This window comes from Streptosporangium sp. NPDC002524 (assembly GCF_040295985.1).
GTDB lineage: Bacteria > Actinomycetota > Actinomycetes > Streptosporangiales > Streptosporangiaceae > Streptosporangium.
In genome coordinates this window covers 480,379-500,990 of record NZ_JBEOWK010000002.1, presented here as the reverse complement: position 1 = coordinate 500,990, position 20,612 = coordinate 480,379, and the positions used below count along the sequence as shown (strand labels likewise).

Below are 20,612 nucleotides of genomic sequence, written 5' to 3'. Positions count from 1 at the left end.
CGCGATCAGGCGAAGTCGGGGGTGCCGGTGGGCACCATAAATCGGAACTCGGCGCCGCCCTCGGGCCCGCGCTGCACGGAGATGGTGCCGCCGTGCGCCTCGATCAGCCCCTTGACGATGAACAGGCCGAGCCCGGTGCCGCCGCGGCGGCGGGCGTTGCCCCGCCAGAACTGCCGGAAGACGCGCGTGACCAGCTCGGGCGGGATGCCCTCCCCCTGGTCGCGGACGGACACGGCCACTCCCCATTCGCTCGGCTCGACGACTATTGTCACCGTACCGCGCCCGTGACGCACCGCGTTTTCCATCAGGTTGGCGAGCACCTGGTCGATCTTGTCCTGGTCGAGCCAGGTCTCGGGCAGCTCGCCGCGCACCTGGAGCACGAAGCGGTCCTCCGGCTCCCCCGCCGCCACCCGTCCCGCGATGATCCTGGAGATCCTGGCCGGGACGTCGACCACCTGGCGGTGGATCTCCAGCCTCCCCGACTCGATGCGCGAGACGTCGAGCAGCTCGGTGATCAGTCGGGTCACCCGGTCGGCGTCGGCGTTGACGGTCTCCAGCATGACGAGCTTCTGGTCGTCGGTGAAGCGGGTCCACTTGGCCAGCAGGGTCGCGGTGAAGCCCTTCACGCTGGTCAGCGGGGAGCGGAGCTCGTGGGCGACGGTGGAGACCAGGTCGGCGCGGCTGCGCTCCAGGCGGGCGCGGGCCCCGGCGTCGCGCAGCGTGATGACCACCCGGACGACCTCCCCGCCCCGCCGGGGCTCGCGCACCAGGCGGGCGGCCACCAGCAGCTCCTGGCCGCCGGGGGTGCGCAGCGGCAGCTCGGGCTGGCGGGCGCGGCTGGAGAGCCCGCCGTAGGTGTCGAGCCACTTCCACCAGTCGCGCCCGTCGTGGTCGCGGAAGGAGAACACGTCGCGCAGGTGCCGCCCCGTGGCCCGCTCGCGGGTGACACCGGTCAGCAGGGCCGCGGCCCGGTTGACGGTGAGCACGTGGCCGTCGCCGTCGGTCACCACGAGGCCGTCGGGAAGCTCGTCGACGTCGATCACAGAAGCGGCATCGGTGCTCCGCTCGCCGGTGTGTTCGCCGTGCACGACCCCGCCTCCTCGACGCTACATGGCCGACAATAGCGGGTTTCCCGCACCGTACGGCAGCCTCGCTGGGCCGGGAGCCTCACGTGGAGCCGGCGCCGGTGCGCTGAGAACGGGCAGATGCGTACAGACAGACCGCGGCGGCGGTCGCGAGGTTCAGGCTCTCGGCCCGTCCGTAGATGGGGACCCTCACGACCTCGTCGGCGAGCTTCAGGATCTCCTCGGGAAGCCCCCACGCCTCGTTGCCGAAGATCCAGGCCGTCGGTCCCGACAGGTCCACGTCGTCGAGGGTCCGCCCGCCCGCGCCGTCGGCGGCGAGCACCCGCAGCCCGCTCCCCTTCAGGTGCTCCACGGCCCGCGCCACCGGGACGCCCGTGCTGACCGGGAGGTGGAACAGGCTTCCGGCGCTGGCCCGCACGCACTTGCCGTTGTACGGGTCGACCGAGGCGTCGGTGAAGACGACGGAGTCGGCGCCCGCGGCGTCGGCCGTACGCAGCACGGTGCCCGCGTTGCCGGGGTCGCGGACGTGGGCCAGCACCGCCACCAGCCTGGAGCCGGGGACGACGGAGGCGTCCAGGGGCACGTGCACGAAGCGGCACACGGCCAGCAGCCCCTGGGGGGTGACGGTCTGGGCCAGCTCGGCCATGACCTCGCCGCTGGCCCGGTGCAGCGGCACCCCCGCGGCGGTGGCGGCGCCGACGACGTCGGCGTGACGCAGCTCGGCCTCGGCCGTGGCGAACAGCTCCACCACGACGCCGTCCAGCGCGAGCGCCTCGCGGACCGCCTGCGGCCCCTCCGCCAGGAAGGAACGGTCGCGGTCCCTGAAGGCCCGCTTCGTCAGCCGCCGCGCGGCCTTGACCCGCGGCGACTTGATGTTGGTCAGCTCAGACCCGGCCATGCCCGTCCCCCAAGAACCCCAAGAATGCGAATGCGGCCCGCAGCGATATCGCTGCGGGCCGCACGGTCGTCAGTGCCTCGCTCAGCCGGCGACCGGCGCGTTCACGTCGGCCGGGAGCGCCTTCTTGGCGGCCTCGACCAGCGTCGCGAACGTGGCGGCGTCGTTGACCGCGAGGTCGGCGAGGATCTTGCGGTCGACCTCGATGGAGGCGAGCCGCAGGCCCTGGATGAGCCTGTTGTAGGTGATGCCGTTCTGGCGGGCAGCGGCGTTGATGCGCTGGATCCAGAGACGGCGGAAGGTGCCCTTGCGGTCCTTGCGGTCGCGGTAGGCGTACGTCATCGAGTGGAGCATCTGCTCCTTGGCCTTGCGGTACAGCCTGGATCGCTGACCCCGGTAGCCCTTCGCCCGCTCGAGAACGACCTTGCGCTTCTTCTTGGCGTTGATCGCCCGCTTCACGCGTGCCATGTGTATCTATCTCCCCGGGGGCGGTTACTTAGCGAGCAGCTTCTTGATCTTCTTGGAGTCGGCGTCGGAGAGCACGACCTCGGGCTTGAGACGACGCGTCAAGGTGGACGGCTTGTGCTCGTTGTAGTGCGCACGGTTGGCGCGGCGGCGCACAAGCTTGCCGGAACCCGTGAGCCTGAACCGCTTCTTCGCACCGCTGTGCGTCTTCATCTTCGGCATCTCAGCCGTCTCTCCCTCGATCGTGCCGATGTCCCGGGCCGGTAACCCAAGTCAAGGGCGTGCCTGACTACGAGACCGGACCCGGTCTCGGACTGATCTCGCGACTACCTGACGATCCAGGCTATGCGAGTTACTCCTGCGGAGCCGCCACCGCTCCGCTGACGGACACCTCGTCGTTGACGCGCGTCTCGCCGTCGGCCGGTGACCCGTCACCCGAAGGGGTCTCGTCATGCCGTGCCTTGGCCGCCGCCTTCTCGGCCTTGGCCTCGGCCTTCTTCTTGTGCGGGCCGATCACCATGATCATGTTTCGGCCGTCCTGCTTGGGCTGGGACTCGACGAAGCCGAGCTCCGTCACGTCCTCCGCCAGCCGCTGCAGGAGCCGGAAGCCCAGCTCGGGCCGGGACTGCTCCCGGCCGCGGAACATGATGGTGACCTTGACCTTGTCGCCGGCCTTGAGGAACCGCACCACGTGACCCTTCTTGGTCTCGTAGTCGTGCGGGTCGATCTTCGGCCGGAGCTTGATCTCCTTGATGATGGTGTACGCCTGGTTACGGCGCGCCTCGCGTGCCTTCATCGCGGACTCGTACTTGAACTTGCCGTAGTCCATGAGCTTGCACACGGGCGGGCGGGCCGTTGCCGCGACCTCGACCAGGTCGAGGTCGGATTCTTGAGCCAGCTTCAAGGCATCGCCGATGGAGACGATGCCCACCTGCTCGCCGTTCGGGCCGACGAGGCGGACCTCGGGCACGCGAATGCGGTCATTGATGCGGGGCTCGGCGCTGATGGGGCCTCCTAGGTTGCGATCCGCGGCCGTCCTGGAGGAGGCCGCAACATGCTCGATCGTGCCGGGAGGTCGTAGAACGCACACCCTGTTGAGGGCGTTCGAACGCAAGATGCCCCGCACGTCACGCATGCGGGGCCACATGAACTCGAAGGCTTCACGCCGTTAAGCTCTCCGGGAATTCACCCCGGTTGTGATCCTGACCTGTCAGCCTTGCGGCCGACGAGGTGGGAGGACGACCTCCGCTTGCGCGTCCAGCAGGCACGCCGGACCGATCGAGTCGTTACTCTACCACAACAGCCCACTCACGCAGAATCATCCCGCCGGGGCGGCACGCCTGACGATCTCGGCCTTTCCCGCCTCGCGCATCGCCTCCACCGGCACGTCCGCGCGGCCGGTCATCATCTCGACCTGCCGGACCGCCTGGTGCAGGAGCATCGGGAAGCCGCCGACGACGATCCCGCCCCGCCCGGCCACGGCCGCGGCCGGGCGGGTGGGCCAGGGCGAGTAGACCACGTCGAAGAGGGCGGGCACGTCCGCCAGCGTCGCGGCGAGGTCGTCGGCCGCGCCGGAGGGCAGGGTCGAGACGACCAGGTCGACCTCCAGCGCGGTGTCGAGCTTGTCGAGGGTCCGCACCGACAGGTCCATGCCCAGCCGCCCGGCGACCTCCGCGGTCTCCCACGCCCTCGCGGGGTCGCGGACCACGAGGGTCGCCTCGCCGAGGCCCAGCTCGCGCAGGGCCGCCAGCGCGGAGGCCGCCGTCGCGCCGCCGCCGAGGACGGTCGCCGCCCTCGGCGGGGCCACGCCCGCCTCGGTGAGCGCCTGGACGATGCCGTACACGTCGGTGTTGTGCCCGTACCGGGCGCCGTCGCGCAGGATCACCGTGTTGACCCCGCCCACCTGGACCGCGAGCTCGGAGACGGTGTCGAGCAGCGGCATCACCGCCCGCTTGAGCGGCATCGTGAGCGAGAGCCCCGCCCAGTCGCCGTCCAGCCCGGCGAGGAGGCCGGGGAGCCCGGCCTCGTCGCACTCGATCGCCTCGTAGTGCCAGTCGAACAGCCCCATGCCCTGGTGGGCGGCGCGGTGCAGGTGCGGGGAGAGCGAGTGGACGATCGGCGATCCCAGGACCGCCGCCCTCAGCACCCGTTCACCTTGTTCCTCTCGTACTCCTGCTTGATCAGGGCGAACTCGGACTCCAGCGTGACGAACTTGGTGATGCCCTTGGCCGGGCAGGTGGTCACGAAGAAGAGCCAGGTGCCCTTGGTGGGGTTGAGCGCCGCCTGGATGGCGTCGTCGCCCGGGTTGGCGATCGGCCCCGGCGGCAGGCCCGGACGGTTGTAGGTGTTGTAGGGCGAGGTGCTCTCGAGGTCCTTGTGGGAGGACTCGATGCCGTACTTGTTCAGCCCGTACATCACCGTGCTGTCCATCGACAGGTTGAGGGGCGGGTCGCGGTCGAGCCGGTTGTAGATGACACGGGCCACCTTGCCCATGTCCTCCTTGGTGCCCGACTCGGCCTGGACGATGCTGGCGATCGTCATGATCTCGTGCGAGGTGTGCCCGAGGGCCTTGGCCTTGCCCTGGAGGTCGTCCTTGTCGGCGGTCTGGTTGAAGCGGTCGACCATCTTGGTGAGGATGTCCGAGGCCGTCATCTTGGGCGTGATCTCGTAGGTGGCCGGGAAGGCGTAACCCTCCAGCTTGCCCCTGGCGTACGGGGGCAGGCCGAGCTCGCGGACGTTCCTGGCGGCCTCCTGGAACTCGCGCAGCGGCTTGCCCGTCTCCTTGGAGAGCTGCTTGAGGGTGTCGACCAGGCGCAGCCCCTCCTTGAGGGTGACCCTCTCCCGCAGCCGCTTGTCCGGGTCGAGGAGCTTGACGGCCTCCGCGGCCGCCATCTGCTTGCGCATGGTGTACTCGCCCGGCTGCAGGGAGGAGCTCTTGCCCGCCGCGCCGACGGCGTCGACGAAGGCCTTGACGCTCTTCACCACGTCCTGGTCCTGCAGGGTCTGCGCGATGTCGGAGGCGCTCTGGCCGTCCTTGATCTCCACGACGACCTCGCCGGACCCCTGGCCGGTGTAGTCGTCGGGGGTCATCACGTCGCGGACCCAGGTGTAGCCGTAGAAGCCGGCGGCGCCGACGCCGCCGATCAGGACGATGATCGCGAGCATGGGGGCGAGGAAGCCGCCCCGGTTGCGGCGGCGCTTCCTGCGGCGGCCGCGCCGCCCGCCGGAGTCGCGGCCTGGGGACGTGTTGGATCCTCGGCGCGACCGACCTTCGTCGTCGGAACCGACCAGGAAGTCCATATCGAGATCGTTCATAGCGTCGCTGGCCAATCTCCCGCTAGAGACGGCCTGGCGTCAAGCGGGTGTGCCGAACCGAAGGAGGGCACCCGTCCAGACGTCCCGGGGCTCCGGGAGCCGTCGTCTGAACCGCGGGTGCGGGTCGCCGCCTGCGGCGGAACGGAGGGGATTCCGCCGGGCATCAACGCTTCCCGAGGTATCTGTTCAGCTCTTCCCGGTATCTCACAAACTCACTCTCTTTGTCAGTGAATTTCGTGATTCTATGCTCCGGATTGGTAGTGACAAACCAGAACCAATCACCTTGGTCTGGCTGGAGTACCGCGATCAACGCCTTCTCCCCGGGGTTCGCGATGGGCCCGGGTGGCAGGCCGGGTTTGAGATAGGTGTTGTACGGAGACCTCACCTCGGTGTCCCTGTCGGAGACCTCCAGGGTCCTGCGCCCCTGTGCGTACAGCACCGTGGTGTCCAGCTGGAGCGGCGTCCGGGCCCTGATCCGGTTGTAGATCACTCTAGCGATCTTCGGATAGTCCGGATCCCGCCCGCCCTCCGCCTGGACGATGCTCGCCATCGTGACGGCCTCCCGGGGCGAGAGCCCCTCCTTCGCCGCTCGTTTCCGCAGGTTTAGCTTCGCCGCCACCTGTTTGTAACGTTCCACCATCGTGGCGAGCAGGGCCGGGGCGCTCGTGCCCGGCTCGATCTCGTAGGTGGCGGGGAACAGGAAGCCCTCGGCGCTCCCGGCGTACCGGGGCAGGCCCAGCGCCCGCCCGTCGGCCGCGGCCCTGACCAGGTCGGCCCGGCGCATGCCGGTCCCCTCGGCGAGCCGGGCGAGCAGCTCGGGCAGGCGGAGCCCCTCGGGGACGGTGACCGTGCGGACCACCCGCGACGCGGGCGCCACCAGCATGCCGAGCGCCGACAGGGCGGCCATGCCCCTGCGGAGCCTGAAGCGGCCGGGGGGCAGGTCGCCCGTCCTGGCCTGCTCCTTCGCCGCCGTGACGAACGCCCTGGCGCTGGCCACCACCCCGGCGTCGGCCAGCACCAGCCCGATCTGGGCCGCGCTCGCCCCCCGGGGGATCTCGACGACGACCGAGCCGGAACCCGGCCCCTCGAAGTCGGCGGGCACGAGATAGGGACGGATCACGAGGAACCCGGCCGTCCCGGTGGCGGCGGCGAGCACGGACGTCCCGGCCACCCACAGCCACATCGGCCGCAGACGGCTCACCGGGCGGTCCCGCCGCCCGGCCGGCCGGCGTCCCCGCCCTGGGGAGGCCCGGCGGGCACCCCGGGGGGCCTGCCGGTGGCGCGCTCGGCGTCCAGCGCGGCCTGGAGCAGCACGATGGCGGCCGCCTGGTCCACCACGCCGCGCTGGTTCCTCGCCTTCACCCCGCTGGCCCGCAGGCCCTGCTGGGCGGTGACGGTGGTCAGCCGCTCGTCGAACAGCCGCACCGGGACGGGCGCCAGCCGCAGCGAGATCCGGTTCGCGAAGTCGCGGGCGGCCTCCGCCGCCTGCCCCTCGCGCCCGGAGAGCGAGGTCGGCAGGCCGACCACCACCTCGACGATCTCGTACTCGGCCGCGATCTCCGCGAGCCGGTCGAGGTCGCCCTTGCCGCGCCGGACGGTCTCCACCGGCGTGGCCAGCAACCCCGAGGGGTCGCTGCGGGCCACGCCGATGCGGACCGAACCGACGTCGACGCCCAGCCGAATGCCGTTTCTCATCGTTCCCGTCTCCGCCCGCGCGCCGGACCCGGCGCGCGGGCGTCGTTCCTGGTCAGGTGAGCGTCTGCGCGATCGCCTGCTCGACGGCGGCGAGCGCCTCGCCGATCGCCTCGGGGCGCACCCCGCCTCCCTGAGCGACGTCATCCTTGCCGCCACCGCCACCTCCGAGCGCCTTCGCGGCGACGCCGACCAGGCGGCCCGCCTTCAGGCCCCGGCCGCGCCCCGCCTCGTTGACCGCGGCCACCACGACCGGCCGGTCACCGGGGACACCGGCGACGACGACCACCGCGGCGCGATCACCCGGGAACCGGCCGCGCACGTCAAGCGCGAGCTTACGCAGGTCGTCGGGGGAGGTGCCATCAGGCGCGCGGTGCGTCACGACGGACACTCCGTGCAGGTCGACGGCGCCCTCCGCCATCTGCCCCGCACCGGCGAGCGCCTGGGCCGAACGCAGCGCGCCCAGCTCCTTCTCCGCGGCGCGCAGCCGGGTGACGATGCCCTCGATGCGCTCGGGCAGCTCCTCCCTGCGGGCCTTGAGCTGCTCCGACAGCTGGGCGACGAGCACGCTCTCCCTGGCCAGGAAGCGGAACGCGTCGAGGCCGACCAGGGCCTCCACCCGGCGCACGCCCGCGCCGATCGAGGCCTCGCCGAGCACCTTGACCAGGCCCAGCTGCCCGGAGCTGGCGACGTGGGTGCCGCCGCAGAGCTCGCGGGAGTATTCGCCGACCTCGACGATGCGGACGGTGTCGCCGTACTTCTCGCCGAACAGGGCGAGCGCGCCCATCGCGCGGGCCTCCGCCTGGGAGGTGTGGAAGGCGTTGACCCGCAGGTCGTTGATGAGGACGGCGTTGACCTCGTCCTCGACGTCGCGCAGCACGCTGGGCGGCACGGCGCCCGCGGCGGTGAAGTCGAAGCGGAAGCGGCCCGGCGAGTTCTCCGAACCGGCCTGCGCGGCGGTCTCGCCCAGCGCGTTGCGGAAGCCGCGGTGCACCAGGTGGGTGGCGGTGTGGCTGCGCGAGATGGCCCGGCGCCGCTCGACGTCGATCTCGGCCTGGGCCTGGTCGCCCACCCTGATCTCTCCCGAGCGGACCTTGCCTCGGTGCACGACGACGCCGGAGACCGGGGACTGCACGTCCAGGATCTCCACCTCGGCCCCGCCGGTGCGGATGACGCCCTGGTCGGAGAGCTGGCCGCCGCCCTCGGCGTAGAAGGGGGTGCGGCCCAGCACGACCTCGACCGACGTGCCCGCGCCCGCGGCGGGCACGGAGGCGCCGTCGACGAGGAGGCCGACGACCTCGGCCTCGGCCGTCACGTGGTCGTAGCCGAGGAACTCGACCCTGCCGGTCTTCTCCAGGAGCGTGCCGAAGATCGAGATGTCGGCGTTTCCGGTCTTCTTGGAGGCGGCGTCGGCCTTGGCGCGGTCGCGCTGCTCCTTCATCAGCCGGCGGAAGCCCTCCTCGTCGACCTGCAGCCCCTGCTCGGAGGCCATCTCCAGGGTGAGGTCGATCGGGAAGCCGTAGGTGTCGTGGAGCTGGAAGGCCTGGTCGGCGGCGAGCGTCGCCCTGCCCTTGCGCTTGGTCTCCTCGGCCGCCACGTCGAAGATCGCGGTGCCGGTGCGGAGGGTGCCGAGGAAGGAGGCCTCCTCGGCGTCGATGACGCCGTGGATCTGCGGGGCGTCGGCCCGGAGCTCCTCGTACTGCTCGCCCATCACCTCGACGGTCACGGCGGTGAGCTCGTGCATGTAGCGCTCCTCGCCCGCGCCGAGCAGGCGCAGGTTGCGGATGGCGCGGCGCAGGATGCGGCGGAGCACGTAGCCCCTGCCCTCGTTGGAGGGCAGCACCCCGTCGGCGACGAGCATCACGCCGGTCCTGACGTGGTCGGCGACGACCCGCAGCGACACGTCGGCGCGCCCGTCGCGGCCGTAGCGCGTCTTGGTGAGGTCGGCGGCCCGGTCGAGGATCTTGTACGTGGTGTCGATCTCGTAGATGTTGTCGACGCCCTGCAGGATCGCGGCCATGCGCTCCAGGCCCATGCCCGTGTCGACGCTCTTGGCGGGCAGCTCACCGGCGATGTCAAAGTCGATCTTGGTGCGTACCGCGCTGAGCTGGTACTGCATGAAGACGTTGTTCCACACCTCGAGGTAGCGGTTCTCGTCGGCGATCGGGCCGCCCTCGCGCCCGTACTCGGGGCCGCGGTCGTAGTAGATCTCGCTGCACGGGCCGCCGGGGCCGGGCACGCCCATGTGCCAGTAGTTGTCGGCCAGGTCACGGCGCTGGATGCGCTCCTGCGGCACCCCGGCCTTGCGCCAGATGTCGGCGGCCTCGTCGTCGTCGAGGTAGACGGTGGCCCAGAGGCGGTCCTCGGGGAAGCCGAACCCACCCTCGGACTCGGGCCTGGTCAGCAGCTCCCAGGCGAACGGGATCGCCTGCTCCTTGAAGTAGTCGCCGAAGGAGAAGTTGCCGAGCATCTGGAAGAAGCTGGCGTGCCTGGTCGTCTTGCCGACCTCGTCGATGTCGAGGGTCCGCACGACCTTCTGCGCGCTGGTGGCCCGCTTGTAGGGCGGCTTCTGCTGGCCCAGGAAGTAGGGCTTGAAGGGGACCATGCCCGCGTTGACCAGAAGCAGCGTCGGGTCCTCGGCGATGAGGCTGGCCGAGGGCACAACGGTGTGCCCACGCTCCTCGAAGAAGCGCAGGAAGCGGCGGGCGATCTCTGCCGACTCCATGTCAGCGGCCATCCTTTACGTTTGAGTGATAGGTGTTTTCCACGGTGTCGAGCCCGAACCTGGACCGCAACTCGATTTCCCGCTCGGCCGCGCCCCGCAGGGCCTCCCCGGCGAGGTCGCGCGCCTGCTCCAGGGCGCCGCCGGCGTTGCGCACGGCCCTTCTGGCCAGGTGGTTCGGGTGCAGCGCCTGGAGCTTGCGCATGACCCATACCGCGCCGAACGCGCCCAGGCCCATGTAGAACAGCCTGCGGATCATCGCGGACGCCTCTCCAGCGCCTGCGCGGCGGGCCTGGCCCGCCGGCGCGAGCCCAGGGCCCTGCGGACGCCGTGGGTGAGGGCCGCGACCTTGATCATCGGCCCGGTGACCAGGTTCTGGGTGACGTCGCTGACCTTGGCCACGTGCCCGCTGACCTGCTTGACGTCCTTGGTGATGGCCTCGATCGCGACCAGTTGCCGGTTGGTCTCGCCGACGGCGGCCGACACGTCCTCCAGCAGCGGCACGACGCGGTCGCCCAGCTGGGAGACCATCTTGGTGGTCTCGGTGAGCAGCCGGGCCAGCCTCACCATGACGACGGCCGTGAAGGAGACCAGGATCGCCCAGGCCATCGCGGCGATCAGCCCCGCGACCTCTCCTGCGGTAAGCATCTGCGGACCCGCTCCCCTCATAGGTTCATAGGTGACCCCGGCCATGGTCGGGCGGATTGGCAAAACCCTATCGTGCCCGATACCACTCATCCCCGCTTACCGCGCGCCCCGGGGACGGGCACCCGGGGTCGGCGCGGACCCTCCAGCCGTTCCCGGCTTCCCCGGGCTCGGCTTCCCCGGGCTCGGCTTCCCCGGGCTCGGCTCCCGCGGGTGCTTCTTTGTCCGGGTCCGGCCGGTACGGCGGGCGCGGCGCTCGCGGGCCGTACCCGAAGGCGTCCACGCACAGCTGCGCGAACCAGGTGATCCCGGGGAGCATCAGGAACCAGCCGGCCAGCGCCCAGCCGAGGTGGATGTGGGTCAGGACGTGCGCGACCGCCGCCACGCCCTGGAACGCCCGCCCGTCCGCGCGCTCGTAGGTGATCCTGCGAAGTCCCCCCGGGCGGTCCCCGGCCGCCAGCAGGCGCAGCCCCGAAGGTTTCCTGGCGGCGATCCACCGTCCCAGCTCCGAGCAGGTGGAGCAGCCGGTGTCCACGTACACCGAGGCCGGGGGCATAACGGGCCGCGGGCGCGGCACCCAGGGGCGCACCGCCCGCCGGTAGCCCGCCCACTCCGCGCCGAAGCGCGCGGTCAGCTGCTCCCCCTCGTGCCAGGCCGCCAGGCCGGCGCCGTAGGCGACGACGACCGGCACCGCGGCGAGGAATCGCGCGTCGAGCACACCGAGGACGAGATAGGCGCCGGCCATCGAGACCTGCATGGGATTGCGCACGTACCCGTAGGGCCCGGTGGTCACCAGCCTTCTCGGAGGGTCGTACGGCAGGGGGGTGCCACGCCCGGAGACCGCGAACTCTCGCGCCGCGGCCACGCCGAGCAGCAGCGGCACGGCGAGCGCCTGGACGAGGAGGCCGAGCGCCCAGCCCTGCTGCCGCCAGACTCCGGTCAGCACGACGGGCAGGACCACTCCCAGCCCGCCCGCGAGGACGACCTGCGCCAGGGAACGGGCGAACAGCCCCCGGTCGTCCACCGTCCAGCGGGCCAGCAGCAACCCCGGGACGAGGCACGCCGCGATCGCGGTCGCCTCGCCCGCGAGCCAGTGCTCGCCGAGGACGACGACGGGCTCGCCCAGCGGCATCACCGCCAGGTCCAGCCAGGCCGCCACGGCGGCCGTCAGCGGCAGCGGCGCCCTGGGCGCCACCAGGACGGGGAGCGCGCCCCACAGCAGCGCCCAGCCCAGCAGCAGGTCCAGCGGGACCCCCCGGTAGACGGCGCCCTCGGCGTGGAAGCGCCACCAGCCCAGGTGCGCGGCGAGGGCGTTGACGGCGGCGAGCGTCAGCAGGTTCCAGGCCGTGGCGACGATCACCGCGGCGACCTCGCGCTCCCCCGGCCTGCGCCGCGCCGCCGCGGCCAGCACGGCGGCGACGGGCACCATGAGCGCCAGGCCGCGGACCAGGGCGGGGTCGCTCACCGGGCGAAGGTCCCGGCCAGGTATCCGGCGGCCTCGGCGGCGGCGTACCGCTGGAGGGGGTCGAAGTACCAGCCGGGGTCGAAGGTGCGGCCGTAGCGAAGTGTCACGGAGAGCCGGTCCCCGCCCCAGGCGAACTCCGCCTCCCGCAGGTCCATCCAGCGCGCCACGGTGGTGTCGCGGACCACCGAGAACGTCACCCGCTCCGGCGACCGCTCCTTGATTCGGAGGGTCATCGAGCGCGGCTCGGGGAGGGCGCCGACGCCCAGGGGGCGGCGCGGGGTGAAGGTGATCTCCCGCTCGTCCCCGACCTCCAGCCCCGCCCCCTCGGCGCGTACCGGCGCGGGGAAGCCCAGCCGCAGGAACGGCGAGCCGACGCGGCCGAACCTCGGGGCGACGGCCAGTGCCCGTTCCACCCGTGCCCCCGAGGCCGGGCGGACGACGGTCACCTCGCTGTCGCGCGGCGGCGCGACCATCTCGCCGCCGCCGCCGAGCGCCGCCAGCAGCACCAGCGGGGCGACGAGGCCGTTGGTACCGCGTCTCCTGGAGTGGTCGACGGCGAGCCCGATCAGCAGGCCGACGAGGTAGAAGATCGGGGCCGCGAAGAGCAGGCAGACGACCCCCTCGTTGAGCAGGGGCCCGGCGATGGCGAGGGCGACCGTGATCACCGCCATGATCAGCCCCGTGACGGTCCTGGGCCTGACGGTGAGCACCACGGTGACGGCGATCACGGCGGGGACACCGACGTAGAACAGCGCCGTCTGCTCCAGGTGGCCCGCGTGCAGCACCCGGTAGGCGAGGAGCCCGGCGAACACGGCGAGCACCAGCCCGGCGAGCGCGCGTCGCGCGCCACGGTCCTCGCCGGGGCCGAGAAGCGGTTCCGGAGTCTCAGGGGGGTCGCTCACGGGCCCTCATCTCTCTTCATCGAACGGTTTAATCAGTCGATTAAACCGTATGCTCAGGAGGGCGGCGGAATCAAGGTGGAATCAGACCGGCGGAGCGAGCCGGAGCGGGGAGACGCGAGTGAGCAGGCAGCCGGGAGCCGAGACGCGCGAGCGGCTGGTCGAGGCCGCGTCGCTGGTCCTGCGGACCGAGGGGTACGCCGGGACCAGCGCCCGCAGCATCGCCAAGGCGGCGGAGGTCAACTCGGCGCTGGTCTTCTACCACTTCGGAGGCGTCGACCCGCTGCTGCTGGCCGCGCTCGACCGTTCGTCGGAGCAGCGGATGGCCACCTACCGCGAGGCCGTGGCCGGCGCCCGCACCCTGGAGGAGCTCGTCGAGGTCGCCAACGGGATCTACCGGGCCGATCTGGAGGGCGGGCACATCACGCTCTTCTCCGAACTCGTCGGCGCGAGCATCGCCAGGCCGGAGCTGAAGGAGGAGATCGTCAAACGCTCGGAGCCGTGGATCGACTTCGTCGAGCAGACGCTGGAGCGGGTGATCGGCGGATCGCCGCTGGCGAGGCTGCTGCCGCCCCGCGACCTGGCCTACGCGGCGATCACCTTCTACCTGGGGGTCAACCTGTTCACCCACCTCGACGCCGACCGCTCGCGCACCGAGGCCCTGTTCGGCCTGGCCGGGCGGGTCGCCCCGCGCGCCCGGCTGCTGACCATGCGGTTCCCGCGTCGCCGCACCCCATCCGCCGGGGACCATCCCTCGGAGGGGTGAGTCCCCCCAGCCCCCGGACCGGGGCCGGGTGACCGGGACCGGACCCGCGCAACGAACCGGTTACCTGGAAGAGCGGACCCGCGCGGCCGGGACCGGACGACCCCTTGGCGGGAGCCGGTGGCCGGGACCGGACCCGCGCGGCGAACCGGGCGCCTGAAAAGGCGGACCCGCGCGGCCGGGACCGGCCGGACCTCGGCGGGAGCGGGACGGCCCCTCCTCACGCGGTACGTCCCCCGCGAGGCATCCCTCGCGAGGTGCCCGAGAGACCCGGAGGGCTACTCGCCGCGCAGGAAGGCGCGGATCCTGGACCAGCGGTCGGCGAGGGCCGCCTCGGCGCCGTGGCGGGTGGGCTGGTAGTAGCGCCGGTCCCTGAGCTCCTCGGGGGCGTACTCCTGGCGGACCAGGCCGTGCTCGAACTCGTGGGGATACTTGTAGCCCCTGCCGTGGCCGAGCTGCTTGGCCCCGGCGTAGTGGGCGTCGCGCAGATGGTTGGGGACGTGGCCGATGTTGCCGCGCCGCACGTCCTCGGAGGCCGCGCCGATGGCGTTGATCACCGCGTTGGACTTGGGGGCCAGCGCGCAGTGGATGACGGCCTGGGCCAGGTTGAGCCGCCCCTCGGGCAGGCCGATGAACTCCACCGCCTGGGCGGCGGCCACCGCGACCTGCAGGCAGGTGGGGTCGGCCATGCCGACGTCCTCCGAGGCGAAGACGACGATCCTGCGGGCGATGAAGCGGGGATCCTCCCCCGCCTCGATCATCCGGGCGAGGTAGTGCAGCGCGGCGTCGGCGTCGGAGCCCCGCATGCTCTTGATGAAACCGCTGATCACGTCGTAGTGCTGGTCGCCCTGGCGGTCGTAGCGCACGGCCGCCTTGTCCACCGCCCGCTCCACCACCTCGACGGTGACCTCGCCGTCGGCGATCAGCGCGGCGGCCTCCAGGTAGGTGAGCGACCTGCGGGCGTCGCCGCCGGCCAGCCGCACCAGGTGCTCGGCGGCCTCCGGGGCCAGGCTCACCCTCCCGTCAAGGCCGCGCGGATCGGTGACGGCGCGCTCCAGCACCACCCGGATGTCGTCCTCCGACAGCGACTCCAGGGTCAGCAGCAGCGAGCGCGACAGCAGCGGCGAGATGACGGAGAAAAAGGGGTTCTCGGTGGTGGCGCCGATGAAGGTGACCCAGCGGTTCTCCACGGCGGGCAGCAGCGCGTCCTGCTGCGCCTTGTTGAAGCGGTGCACCTCGTCGACGAACAGGACGGTCTGGCGGCCGGACATGCCCAGCTCGCGCCGGGCCTGCTCGATGGCCGCGCGGACCTCCTTGACGCCCGCCGACACCGCGGAGACCTCCACGAAGCGGCGCTTGGTGACACCCGCCACCACGTAGGCGAGGGTGGTCTTGCCGGTGCCCGGAGGGCCCCAGAGGAACAGCGACATCGGCGCCTCGGCCTCGACGAGGCGGCGCAGCGGCGTGCCGGGGCCCAGCAGGTGCCGCTGGCCGATCACCTCGTCCAGGCTCCGGGGGCGCATCCGCACCGCCAGGGGCTCCTGGCCGCGATGGGCCTCCTCCGCCGCCGAATCGAACAGGCTGTCCACGCCTGAGACAGTACCGCCGCCCGGCGGGGTCCCCGTCCTCCCGGGCGCCCGCGACGTTTCGGGGGCCGTACGGGCTCAGCTCCCCCAGACCGCGGTGGCCCCGCTGTGCCCGCTCCGTACCACGTAGTAGAGCGCCACGACGGCCAGGACCACGGTCAGCGCCGAGACCGCCAGCTCGACCGGGCGGCCGGACCCGGCGCCGCGCGTGACGTAGACGAGGGCCAGCGACACCACCCCGAGGGCGAAGGTGACGAGCAGCAGGGGGGTGGCGAAGCCCGCGTGCTCGGCGATGCGCTCGCCGAGCTGGCCACTGGCGGAGGAGAAGCGGCTCTCCTCCAGCGCCTCCCCGCTCTGCCGCGCCGCGAAGACGCTCACCGGCACGACCGGGGCGAGCCCGGCCACCGCCCAGGTGAGCACCGGCCGGGTGCGGGGCGCCAGGGCGTACACGGCGGCGAGTACCGCGAGGAGCGGTGTCAGGACCACGGCCGCGTGGACGATCAGGGGGTGGAGGGGCAGGCCGAGGATCTCATCGAACATGGGGGCGCTCCGGTGGTGCGTGGCTCATCATCAGCAAGTACGGGGATCCCACCACGGGTGGGCTATGGGGAGCGTGAAGAGAGCTCGTCTTCCCCTCTGTCCCCATCTGATGAATTCCTCCACTTACGTACAGCACATGTTAGGGCCGGTACTCTTTTCGCCAGCCCGTAACCATGGAACATCAATCTTGGAGGACATAGCGGTGAGCGCCGAGGACCGCCAGAGCCAGCTGGCTCGGGAACACAAAGAGCGGCAGGCGAAGCGTGCCGAGCAGACGACCGCGTCGAAGCGCAACGTCGTCATCGGAGCCGTCGCCGCGGTGGTCGTCGTCGCGGGAGGACTGTTCGCCGGGGTCACCCTCCTCGGGAACGACGGCGACGACGTGCAGGCCAAGCCCGCCGCCACCAGTTCACCGGTTCCTTCGGAGACCGCCGCGACGCCGGAGCCGAGCCTCCCGGTCGCTCCGGCCAACACGAAGTGCTCCTATCGCAAGGACACCAGCGGCAGCCCGATGAAGGACGTGGGCATGCCGCCGGCCAAGCCCAACCTGAAGCTGAAGACCATGACGATCACCACCAACCACGGTGACGTCGTGATCGACCTGGCGACCCAGTACGCCCCCTGCACGGTCAACTCCTTCGCCTTCCTGGCCAGGAAGAACTTCTTCGACAACACCAAGTGCCACCGCCTGGCCACCCCCGAGAACTCCGGCCTGAGCATGCTGCAGTGCGGCGACCCGCAGGCCAAGGCCGACGGGAAGAACCGGACCGACGGCCAGGGCAGCTCGGGCTACGTCTACGACAGCGAGAACCTCGGCGGCCTGCCGTACACCAAGGGCACGGTCGCGGTGGCCCAGGCGGTCGACGCCGTCAACCAGAACGGCAGCCAGTTCTGGATCTCGCTCGGGGACGAGACCGACCAGGTGGAGAAGGCCTACACGCCTTTCGGCGTCGTCGCCCAGGGCATGGAGATCCTCGACAAGATCGCCAAGGGCGGCTGGATCAGCAACCCCGAGGACATCACCGGCGACGGCGGCTCCAACGCCCCCAAGATCCCGGTGATCATCAAGAACGTGCGGCTCTCCTAGCGGGACCCATGGCGGCTCGCCGCCACAGGACGCCCCGCCGGTCGGACGACCGGCGGGGCGTTTCCGCGTCCCCACCCGGACACGTCTCCGCCCAGACACATCTCCACCCGGACACGTCTCCGCTCAGATACGCCGGCACCCCGTACACCCCACACGCCCGCGTCCCCTGGACGGCACGCGACCGGCACGCGACCGGCACGCGCCGGCACACAGCGGACACACGGCCCGGTACGGCCGACGCGACCCCCAGCGCGGCCGTGCGCGGACCGGGGCCGTCTCCCGCCCCCGAAGGGCCCGGCGGCCCCACAGGGCGCCCAGGAGGCCTGTGAGGCGCGCGGAAGGCGTCGTCCCCGCCCACCCCGTCCCCCAGGCCCCGGACACGGCGAGAGCCCCCGGAACACCGTCCGGGGGCTCTCGTCACGTCTGGCTCACATCCGGGGCAGGCCCCGGGTCAGGCGTCGGCCTTGGGCCTGCCGTCGACGCCCGCCTCCTTGCGCTGCTCCACCGTGATCGGGGTGGGCGCGCCGGTGAGCGGGTCGAACCCGGAGGCCGTCTTCGGGAAGGCGATGACGTCGCGGATGGAGTCGGTGCCCGCCAGGAGCATGCAGATGCGGTCCCAGCCGTAGGCGATGCCTCCGTGCGGCGGGGGGCCGTACTTGAACGCCTCCAGCAGGAAGCCGAACTTGCCCTCCGCGTCCTCCTTGGAGATGCCCAGCACGTCGAAGACGCGCTGCTGCATCTCGGCCCGGTGGATACGGATCGAGCCGCCGCCGATCTCCATGCCGTTGCAGACCATGTCGTAGGCGTAGGCCAGGGCCTCGCCGGGGTGGTCCTGGAAGGTGTCGGACCACTCGGGCTTGGGGCCGGTGAAGGGGTGGTGGACCGCGGTCCAGCCGCCCTCGCCGTCCTCCTCGAACATGGGGGCGTCGACGACCCACAGGAAGTTCCAGGCCGACTCGTCGATCAGGCCGCAGCGGCGGCCGATCTCCAGGCGGGCCGCGCCGAGCAGGTCGCGGGAGGCGGAGGCCGCGCCGGCCGCGAAGAAGATCGCGTCACCGGGCGCCGCGCCGACCTTGGCGGCCAGGCCGCCCGCCTCGGTCTCCGACAGGTTCTTGGCGACCGGCCCGCCGAGCGTGCCGTCCTCGCCCACCAGCACGTACGCCAGGCCCCTGGCGCCGCGCGACTTGGCCCACTCCTGCCAGCCGTCGAGCTCCTTGCGGGTCTGCGAGGCGCCGCCCGGCATGACCACGGCGCCCACGTACGGCGCCTGGAACACGCGGAAGGTGGTGCCGGCGAAGAACTCGGTCATCTCGACGAGCTCCTGGCCGAAGCGCAGGTCGGGCTTGTCGGAGCCGTAGCGCGCCATGGCGTCCCGGTAGGTCATCCGGGGCAGGGGCGCCGGCAGGTCGTAGCCGACCGTCTCCTTCCAGATGCGGCCGATGAGCCGCTCGCCCAGCGCGATGACGTCGTCCTGGTCCACGAAGGACATCTCGACGTCGATCTGGGTGAACTCCGGCTGCCGGTCGGCGCGCAGGTCCTCGTCGCGGTAGCACTTGGCGAGCTGGTAGTAGCGCTCGAGCCCGGCCACCTGGAGCAGCTGCTTGAACAGCTGCGGCGACTGGGGCAGGGCGTACCAGCTGCCCGGCTGGAGGCGGACCGGGACCAGGAAGTCGCGGGCGCCCTCCGGGGTCGAGCGGGTCAGCGTCGGGGTCTCGACGTAGGTGAACCCCTGCTCGTTCATCACCTCGTGGGCGAGGTAGGTGGCCCGGGAGCGGATGCGCATGGCGTGCGCGACCTGCTGGCGGCGGATGTCGAGGTAGCGGTACTTCAGCCGCGCCTCCTCCGAGACGCCCGCGGTGCCCTCGATCGGGAACGGCAGCGGCGCGGACTCGCTGAGCACCTCGACCTCGGAGGCGACGACCTCGATCGCGCCGGTCGGCAGCTCGGGGTTCTCGTTGCCCTCGGGGCGGACCCGCACCTCTCCGACGACCTTGACGCAGTATTCGGCGCGCAGGCCGTGGGCGTCGTCCTCCTCGCGGAAGACCACCTGGGCCGAGCCCGAGGCGTCACGCAGGTCGATGAAGACCACGCCGCCGTGGTCGCGGCGCCGCGCCACCCACCCGGCGAGCGTCACCCGCTGCCCGGCGTGCTCCTCGCGCAGTGATCCCGCTTCGTGCGTGCGGATCATTTGTCCAGTCTCTCCTTCAGCATCGTGACGATCTCGGCGAGCGGTACGGCGGTCTGGTCCCCGCTGACCAGGTCCTTGACCTGGGCGACCCCCGCGGCGATGTCCCGCTCGCCGAGGATCACCGCGTAGCCGGCACCCGAGCGGTCGGCGCCCTTCATGGCGCCCTTGACGCCCTTGCCGCCGAACGACATGTCGGCGGCCAGGCCCGCCCGGCGCAGCTCGGTGACGAGCAGGAACATCCGGCGGCGTGCCTCCTCGCCCAGCGGCACACCGTACACCCGCACGCGCGCCTCGGCGCTCTCGTCCCCGAACAGCCCCTCGGCCTCCATGGCCAGGACCGTGCGGTCGACGCCCAGCGCCCAGCCGACGCTGGGCAGAGGGGGGCCGCCGAGCATCTCGCTCAGCCCGTCGTAGCGGCCCCCGCCCCCCACCGCGGACTGCGAGCCGAGCCCGTCGTGGACGAACTCGAACGTGGTGCGCGTGTAGTAGTCGAGGCCGCGGACTAGCCGGGGGTCGTCGGTGTAGGCCACGCCGGCGGCGGTCAGCAGCGCGCGGACCTCCTCGTGGTAGGCCTTGCACGCCTCGCACAGGTGGTCGACGACGAGCGGCGCCCCGGCCAGCTGCGCCTGCACCTCGGGGCGCTTGTCGTCGAGCACGCGCAACGGGTTGATCTCGATTCTGGCGCGGGTGGCCTCGTCGAGGTCGAGGGCGCGCAGGAAGTCCTGGAGCGCGGCCCGGTAGACCGGGCGGCACACCTTGTCGCCCAGCGTGTTGACGAGCAGCCGGACCCCGGTGAGCCCCAGGGAGGCGTAGCCGTCGACGGCGAGCAGGATCAGCTCGGCGTCCAGCGCCGGGTCCTCGGCGCCCAGCGCCTCGGCGCCGACCTGCCAGAAGTGGCGGTAGCGGCCCTTCTGGGCCCGCTCGTAGCGGAACTGGCTGCCCGAGTACCAGAGCTTCACCGGGAGCTGCCCGTTGTGCAGGCCGTGCTGGAGGACCGCCCGCACCACCGACGCGGTGCCCTCGGGGCGCAGCGTGATGGAGCGCCCGCCCTTGTCCTCGAAGGTGTACATCTCCTTGGAGACGATGTCGGTCGACTCGCCGACACCGCGGACGAACAGCGCGGTGTCCTCGAAGACCGGGGTCTCGATGTAGCCGTAGCCCGCCAGGCGGGCGGGCGCGGTGAGCGCCTCGCGCACGGCGAGCGCCCGCTCGGAGCGCGGCGGAAGCCAGTCGAAGGTGCCCTTGGGCGCCTGCAAAGTCATTGT

20 protein-coding genes are annotated in these 20,612 nt (G+C 71.8%); 2 read left to right on the top strand and 18 right to left on the bottom strand.

The features are described from left to right. Positions 1–5: 5 nt before the first annotated feature. The 14 genes from ABT053_RS04795 to ABT053_RS04730 all read right to left on the bottom strand — a co-directional run bounded on the left by ABT053_RS04795 (position 6) and on the right by ABT053_RS04730 (position 13,186). Complete coding sequence (locus ABT053_RS04795) at positions 6–1,088, bottom strand: sensor histidine kinase (RefSeq protein ID WP_350967510.1); 1,083 nt, start codon at positions 1,086–1,088, stop codon at positions 6–8. Between the two features lie 79 nt (positions 1,089–1,167). Next, entirely contained in the window at positions 1,168–1,983 is an 816-nt protein-coding gene (locus ABT053_RS04790) for a TrmH family RNA methyltransferase (protein WP_350967509.1), read from the bottom strand. A gap of 81 nt (positions 1,984–2,064) precedes the next feature. Then, complete coding sequence (rplT, locus tag ABT053_RS04785) at positions 2,065–2,448, bottom strand: 50S ribosomal protein L20 (protein WP_012892552.1); 384 nt, start codon at positions 2,446–2,448, stop codon at positions 2,065–2,067. Between the two features lie 24 nt (positions 2,449–2,472). After that, positions 2,473–2,667, bottom strand: coding sequence for a 50S ribosomal protein L35 (gene rpmI / locus ABT053_RS04780; protein ID WP_030920046.1), 195 nt, complete (start codon positions 2,665–2,667; stop codon positions 2,473–2,475). A gap of 130 nt (positions 2,668–2,797) precedes the next feature. Further along, on the bottom strand, positions 2,798–3,415 hold the full coding sequence (infC, locus tag ABT053_RS04775; protein WP_502991701.1) for a translation initiation factor IF-3: 618 nt from the start codon (positions 3,413–3,415) through the stop codon (positions 2,798–2,800). A 348-nt stretch (positions 3,416–3,763) separates the two neighbouring features. Then, the gene (locus tag ABT053_RS04770) at positions 3,764–4,588 is read right to left on the bottom strand and encodes a shikimate dehydrogenase (protein WP_350967534.1); all 825 of its coding nucleotides are present in this window, start codon (positions 4,586–4,588) and stop codon (positions 3,764–3,766) included. Then, positions 4,585–5,760, bottom strand: coding sequence for an endolytic transglycosylase MltG (gene mltG / locus ABT053_RS04765; protein WP_350967508.1), 1,176 nt, complete (start codon positions 5,758–5,760; stop codon positions 4,585–4,587). The genes ABT053_RS04770 and mltG (ABT053_RS04765) overlap by 4 nt, the downstream gene beginning before the upstream one ends. A 163-nt stretch (positions 5,761–5,923) precedes the next feature. Beyond that, the gene (gene mltG / locus ABT053_RS04760) at positions 5,924–6,961 is read right to left on the bottom strand and encodes an endolytic transglycosylase MltG (RefSeq protein WP_350967507.1); all 1,038 of its coding nucleotides are present in this window, start codon (positions 6,959–6,961) and stop codon (positions 5,924–5,926) included. Next, positions 6,958–7,455, bottom strand: a complete 498-nt coding sequence (gene ruvX, locus ABT053_RS04755; protein WP_350967506.1) for a Holliday junction resolvase RuvX — start codon at positions 7,453–7,455, stop codon at positions 6,958–6,960. Before ruvX ends, mltG (ABT053_RS04760) begins: the two co-directional genes overlap by 4 nt. 52 nt (positions 7,456–7,507) lie before the next feature. Further along, on the bottom strand, positions 7,508–10,177 hold the full coding sequence (gene alaS, locus ABT053_RS04750; protein ID WP_350967505.1) for an alanine--tRNA ligase: 2,670 nt from the start codon (positions 10,175–10,177) through the stop codon (positions 7,508–7,510). A gap of 1 nt (position 10,178) precedes the next feature. Continuing rightward, positions 10,179–10,433 carry a hypothetical protein gene (locus ABT053_RS04745; protein ID WP_350967504.1) on the bottom strand — a complete coding sequence of 85 codons (255 nt, stop codon included), beginning with the start codon at positions 10,431–10,433 and terminating at the stop codon, positions 10,179–10,181. Next, complete coding sequence (locus ABT053_RS04740; RefSeq protein WP_350967503.1) at positions 10,430–10,822, bottom strand: DUF948 domain-containing protein; 393 nt, start codon at positions 10,820–10,822, stop codon at positions 10,430–10,432. The genes ABT053_RS04745 and ABT053_RS04740 overlap by 4 nt, the downstream gene beginning before the upstream one ends. Before the next feature lie 67 nt (positions 10,823–10,889). Beyond that, positions 10,890–12,284 (bottom strand): isoprenylcysteine carboxylmethyltransferase family protein, encoded by a 1,395-nt coding sequence (locus ABT053_RS04735; RefSeq protein WP_350967502.1) that lies wholly within the window; start codon positions 12,282–12,284, stop codon positions 10,890–10,892. Continuing rightward, positions 12,281–13,186 carry a hypothetical protein gene (locus ABT053_RS04730; protein WP_350967501.1) on the bottom strand — a complete coding sequence of 302 codons (906 nt, stop codon included), beginning with the start codon at positions 13,184–13,186 and terminating at the stop codon, positions 12,281–12,283. Before ABT053_RS04730 ends, ABT053_RS04735 begins: the two co-directional genes overlap by 4 nt. Before the next feature lie 118 nt (positions 13,187–13,304). Between ABT053_RS04730 and ABT053_RS04725 the strand changes: the two genes are divergently transcribed. Beyond that, entirely contained in the window at positions 13,305–13,949 is a 645-nt protein-coding gene (locus ABT053_RS04725) for a TetR/AcrR family transcriptional regulator (RefSeq protein WP_350967500.1), read from the top strand. 275 nt (positions 13,950–14,224) lie between these two features. On the opposite strand, the gene ABT053_RS04720 is transcribed toward ABT053_RS04725, so the two are convergent. Further along, complete coding sequence (locus ABT053_RS04720) at positions 14,225–15,535, bottom strand: replication-associated recombination protein A (RefSeq protein WP_350967499.1); 1,311 nt, start codon at positions 15,533–15,535, stop codon at positions 14,225–14,227. A gap of 75 nt (positions 15,536–15,610) precedes the next feature. Then, positions 15,611–16,072 carry a DUF2231 domain-containing protein gene (locus ABT053_RS04715; RefSeq protein ID WP_350967498.1) on the bottom strand — a complete coding sequence of 154 codons (462 nt, stop codon included), beginning with the start codon at positions 16,070–16,072 and terminating at the stop codon, positions 15,611–15,613. 202 nt (positions 16,073–16,274) lie between these two features. Here ABT053_RS04715 and ABT053_RS04710 point away from each other — a divergent pair, with 202 nt between their 5' ends. Continuing rightward, positions 16,275–17,159 carry a peptidylprolyl isomerase gene (locus tag ABT053_RS04710; protein ID WP_350967497.1) on the top strand — a complete coding sequence of 295 codons (885 nt, stop codon included), beginning with the start codon at positions 16,275–16,277 and terminating at the stop codon, positions 17,157–17,159. Between the two features lie 451 nt (positions 17,160–17,610). Here ABT053_RS04710 and aspS read toward each other — a convergent pair whose 3' ends face one another. Both aspS and hisS read right to left on the bottom strand, forming a co-directional pair. Further along, positions 17,611–19,347 carry an aspartate--tRNA ligase gene (gene aspS, locus ABT053_RS04705; RefSeq protein ID WP_350967496.1) on the bottom strand — a complete coding sequence of 579 codons (1,737 nt, stop codon included), beginning with the start codon at positions 19,345–19,347 and terminating at the stop codon, positions 17,611–17,613. Next, on the bottom strand, positions 19,344–20,609 hold the full coding sequence (gene hisS / locus ABT053_RS04700) for a histidine--tRNA ligase (protein ID WP_350967494.1): 1,266 nt from the start codon (positions 20,607–20,609) through the stop codon (positions 19,344–19,346). The genes aspS and hisS overlap by 4 nt, the downstream gene beginning before the upstream one ends. Between the last annotated feature and the right edge of the window lie 3 nt (positions 20,610–20,612).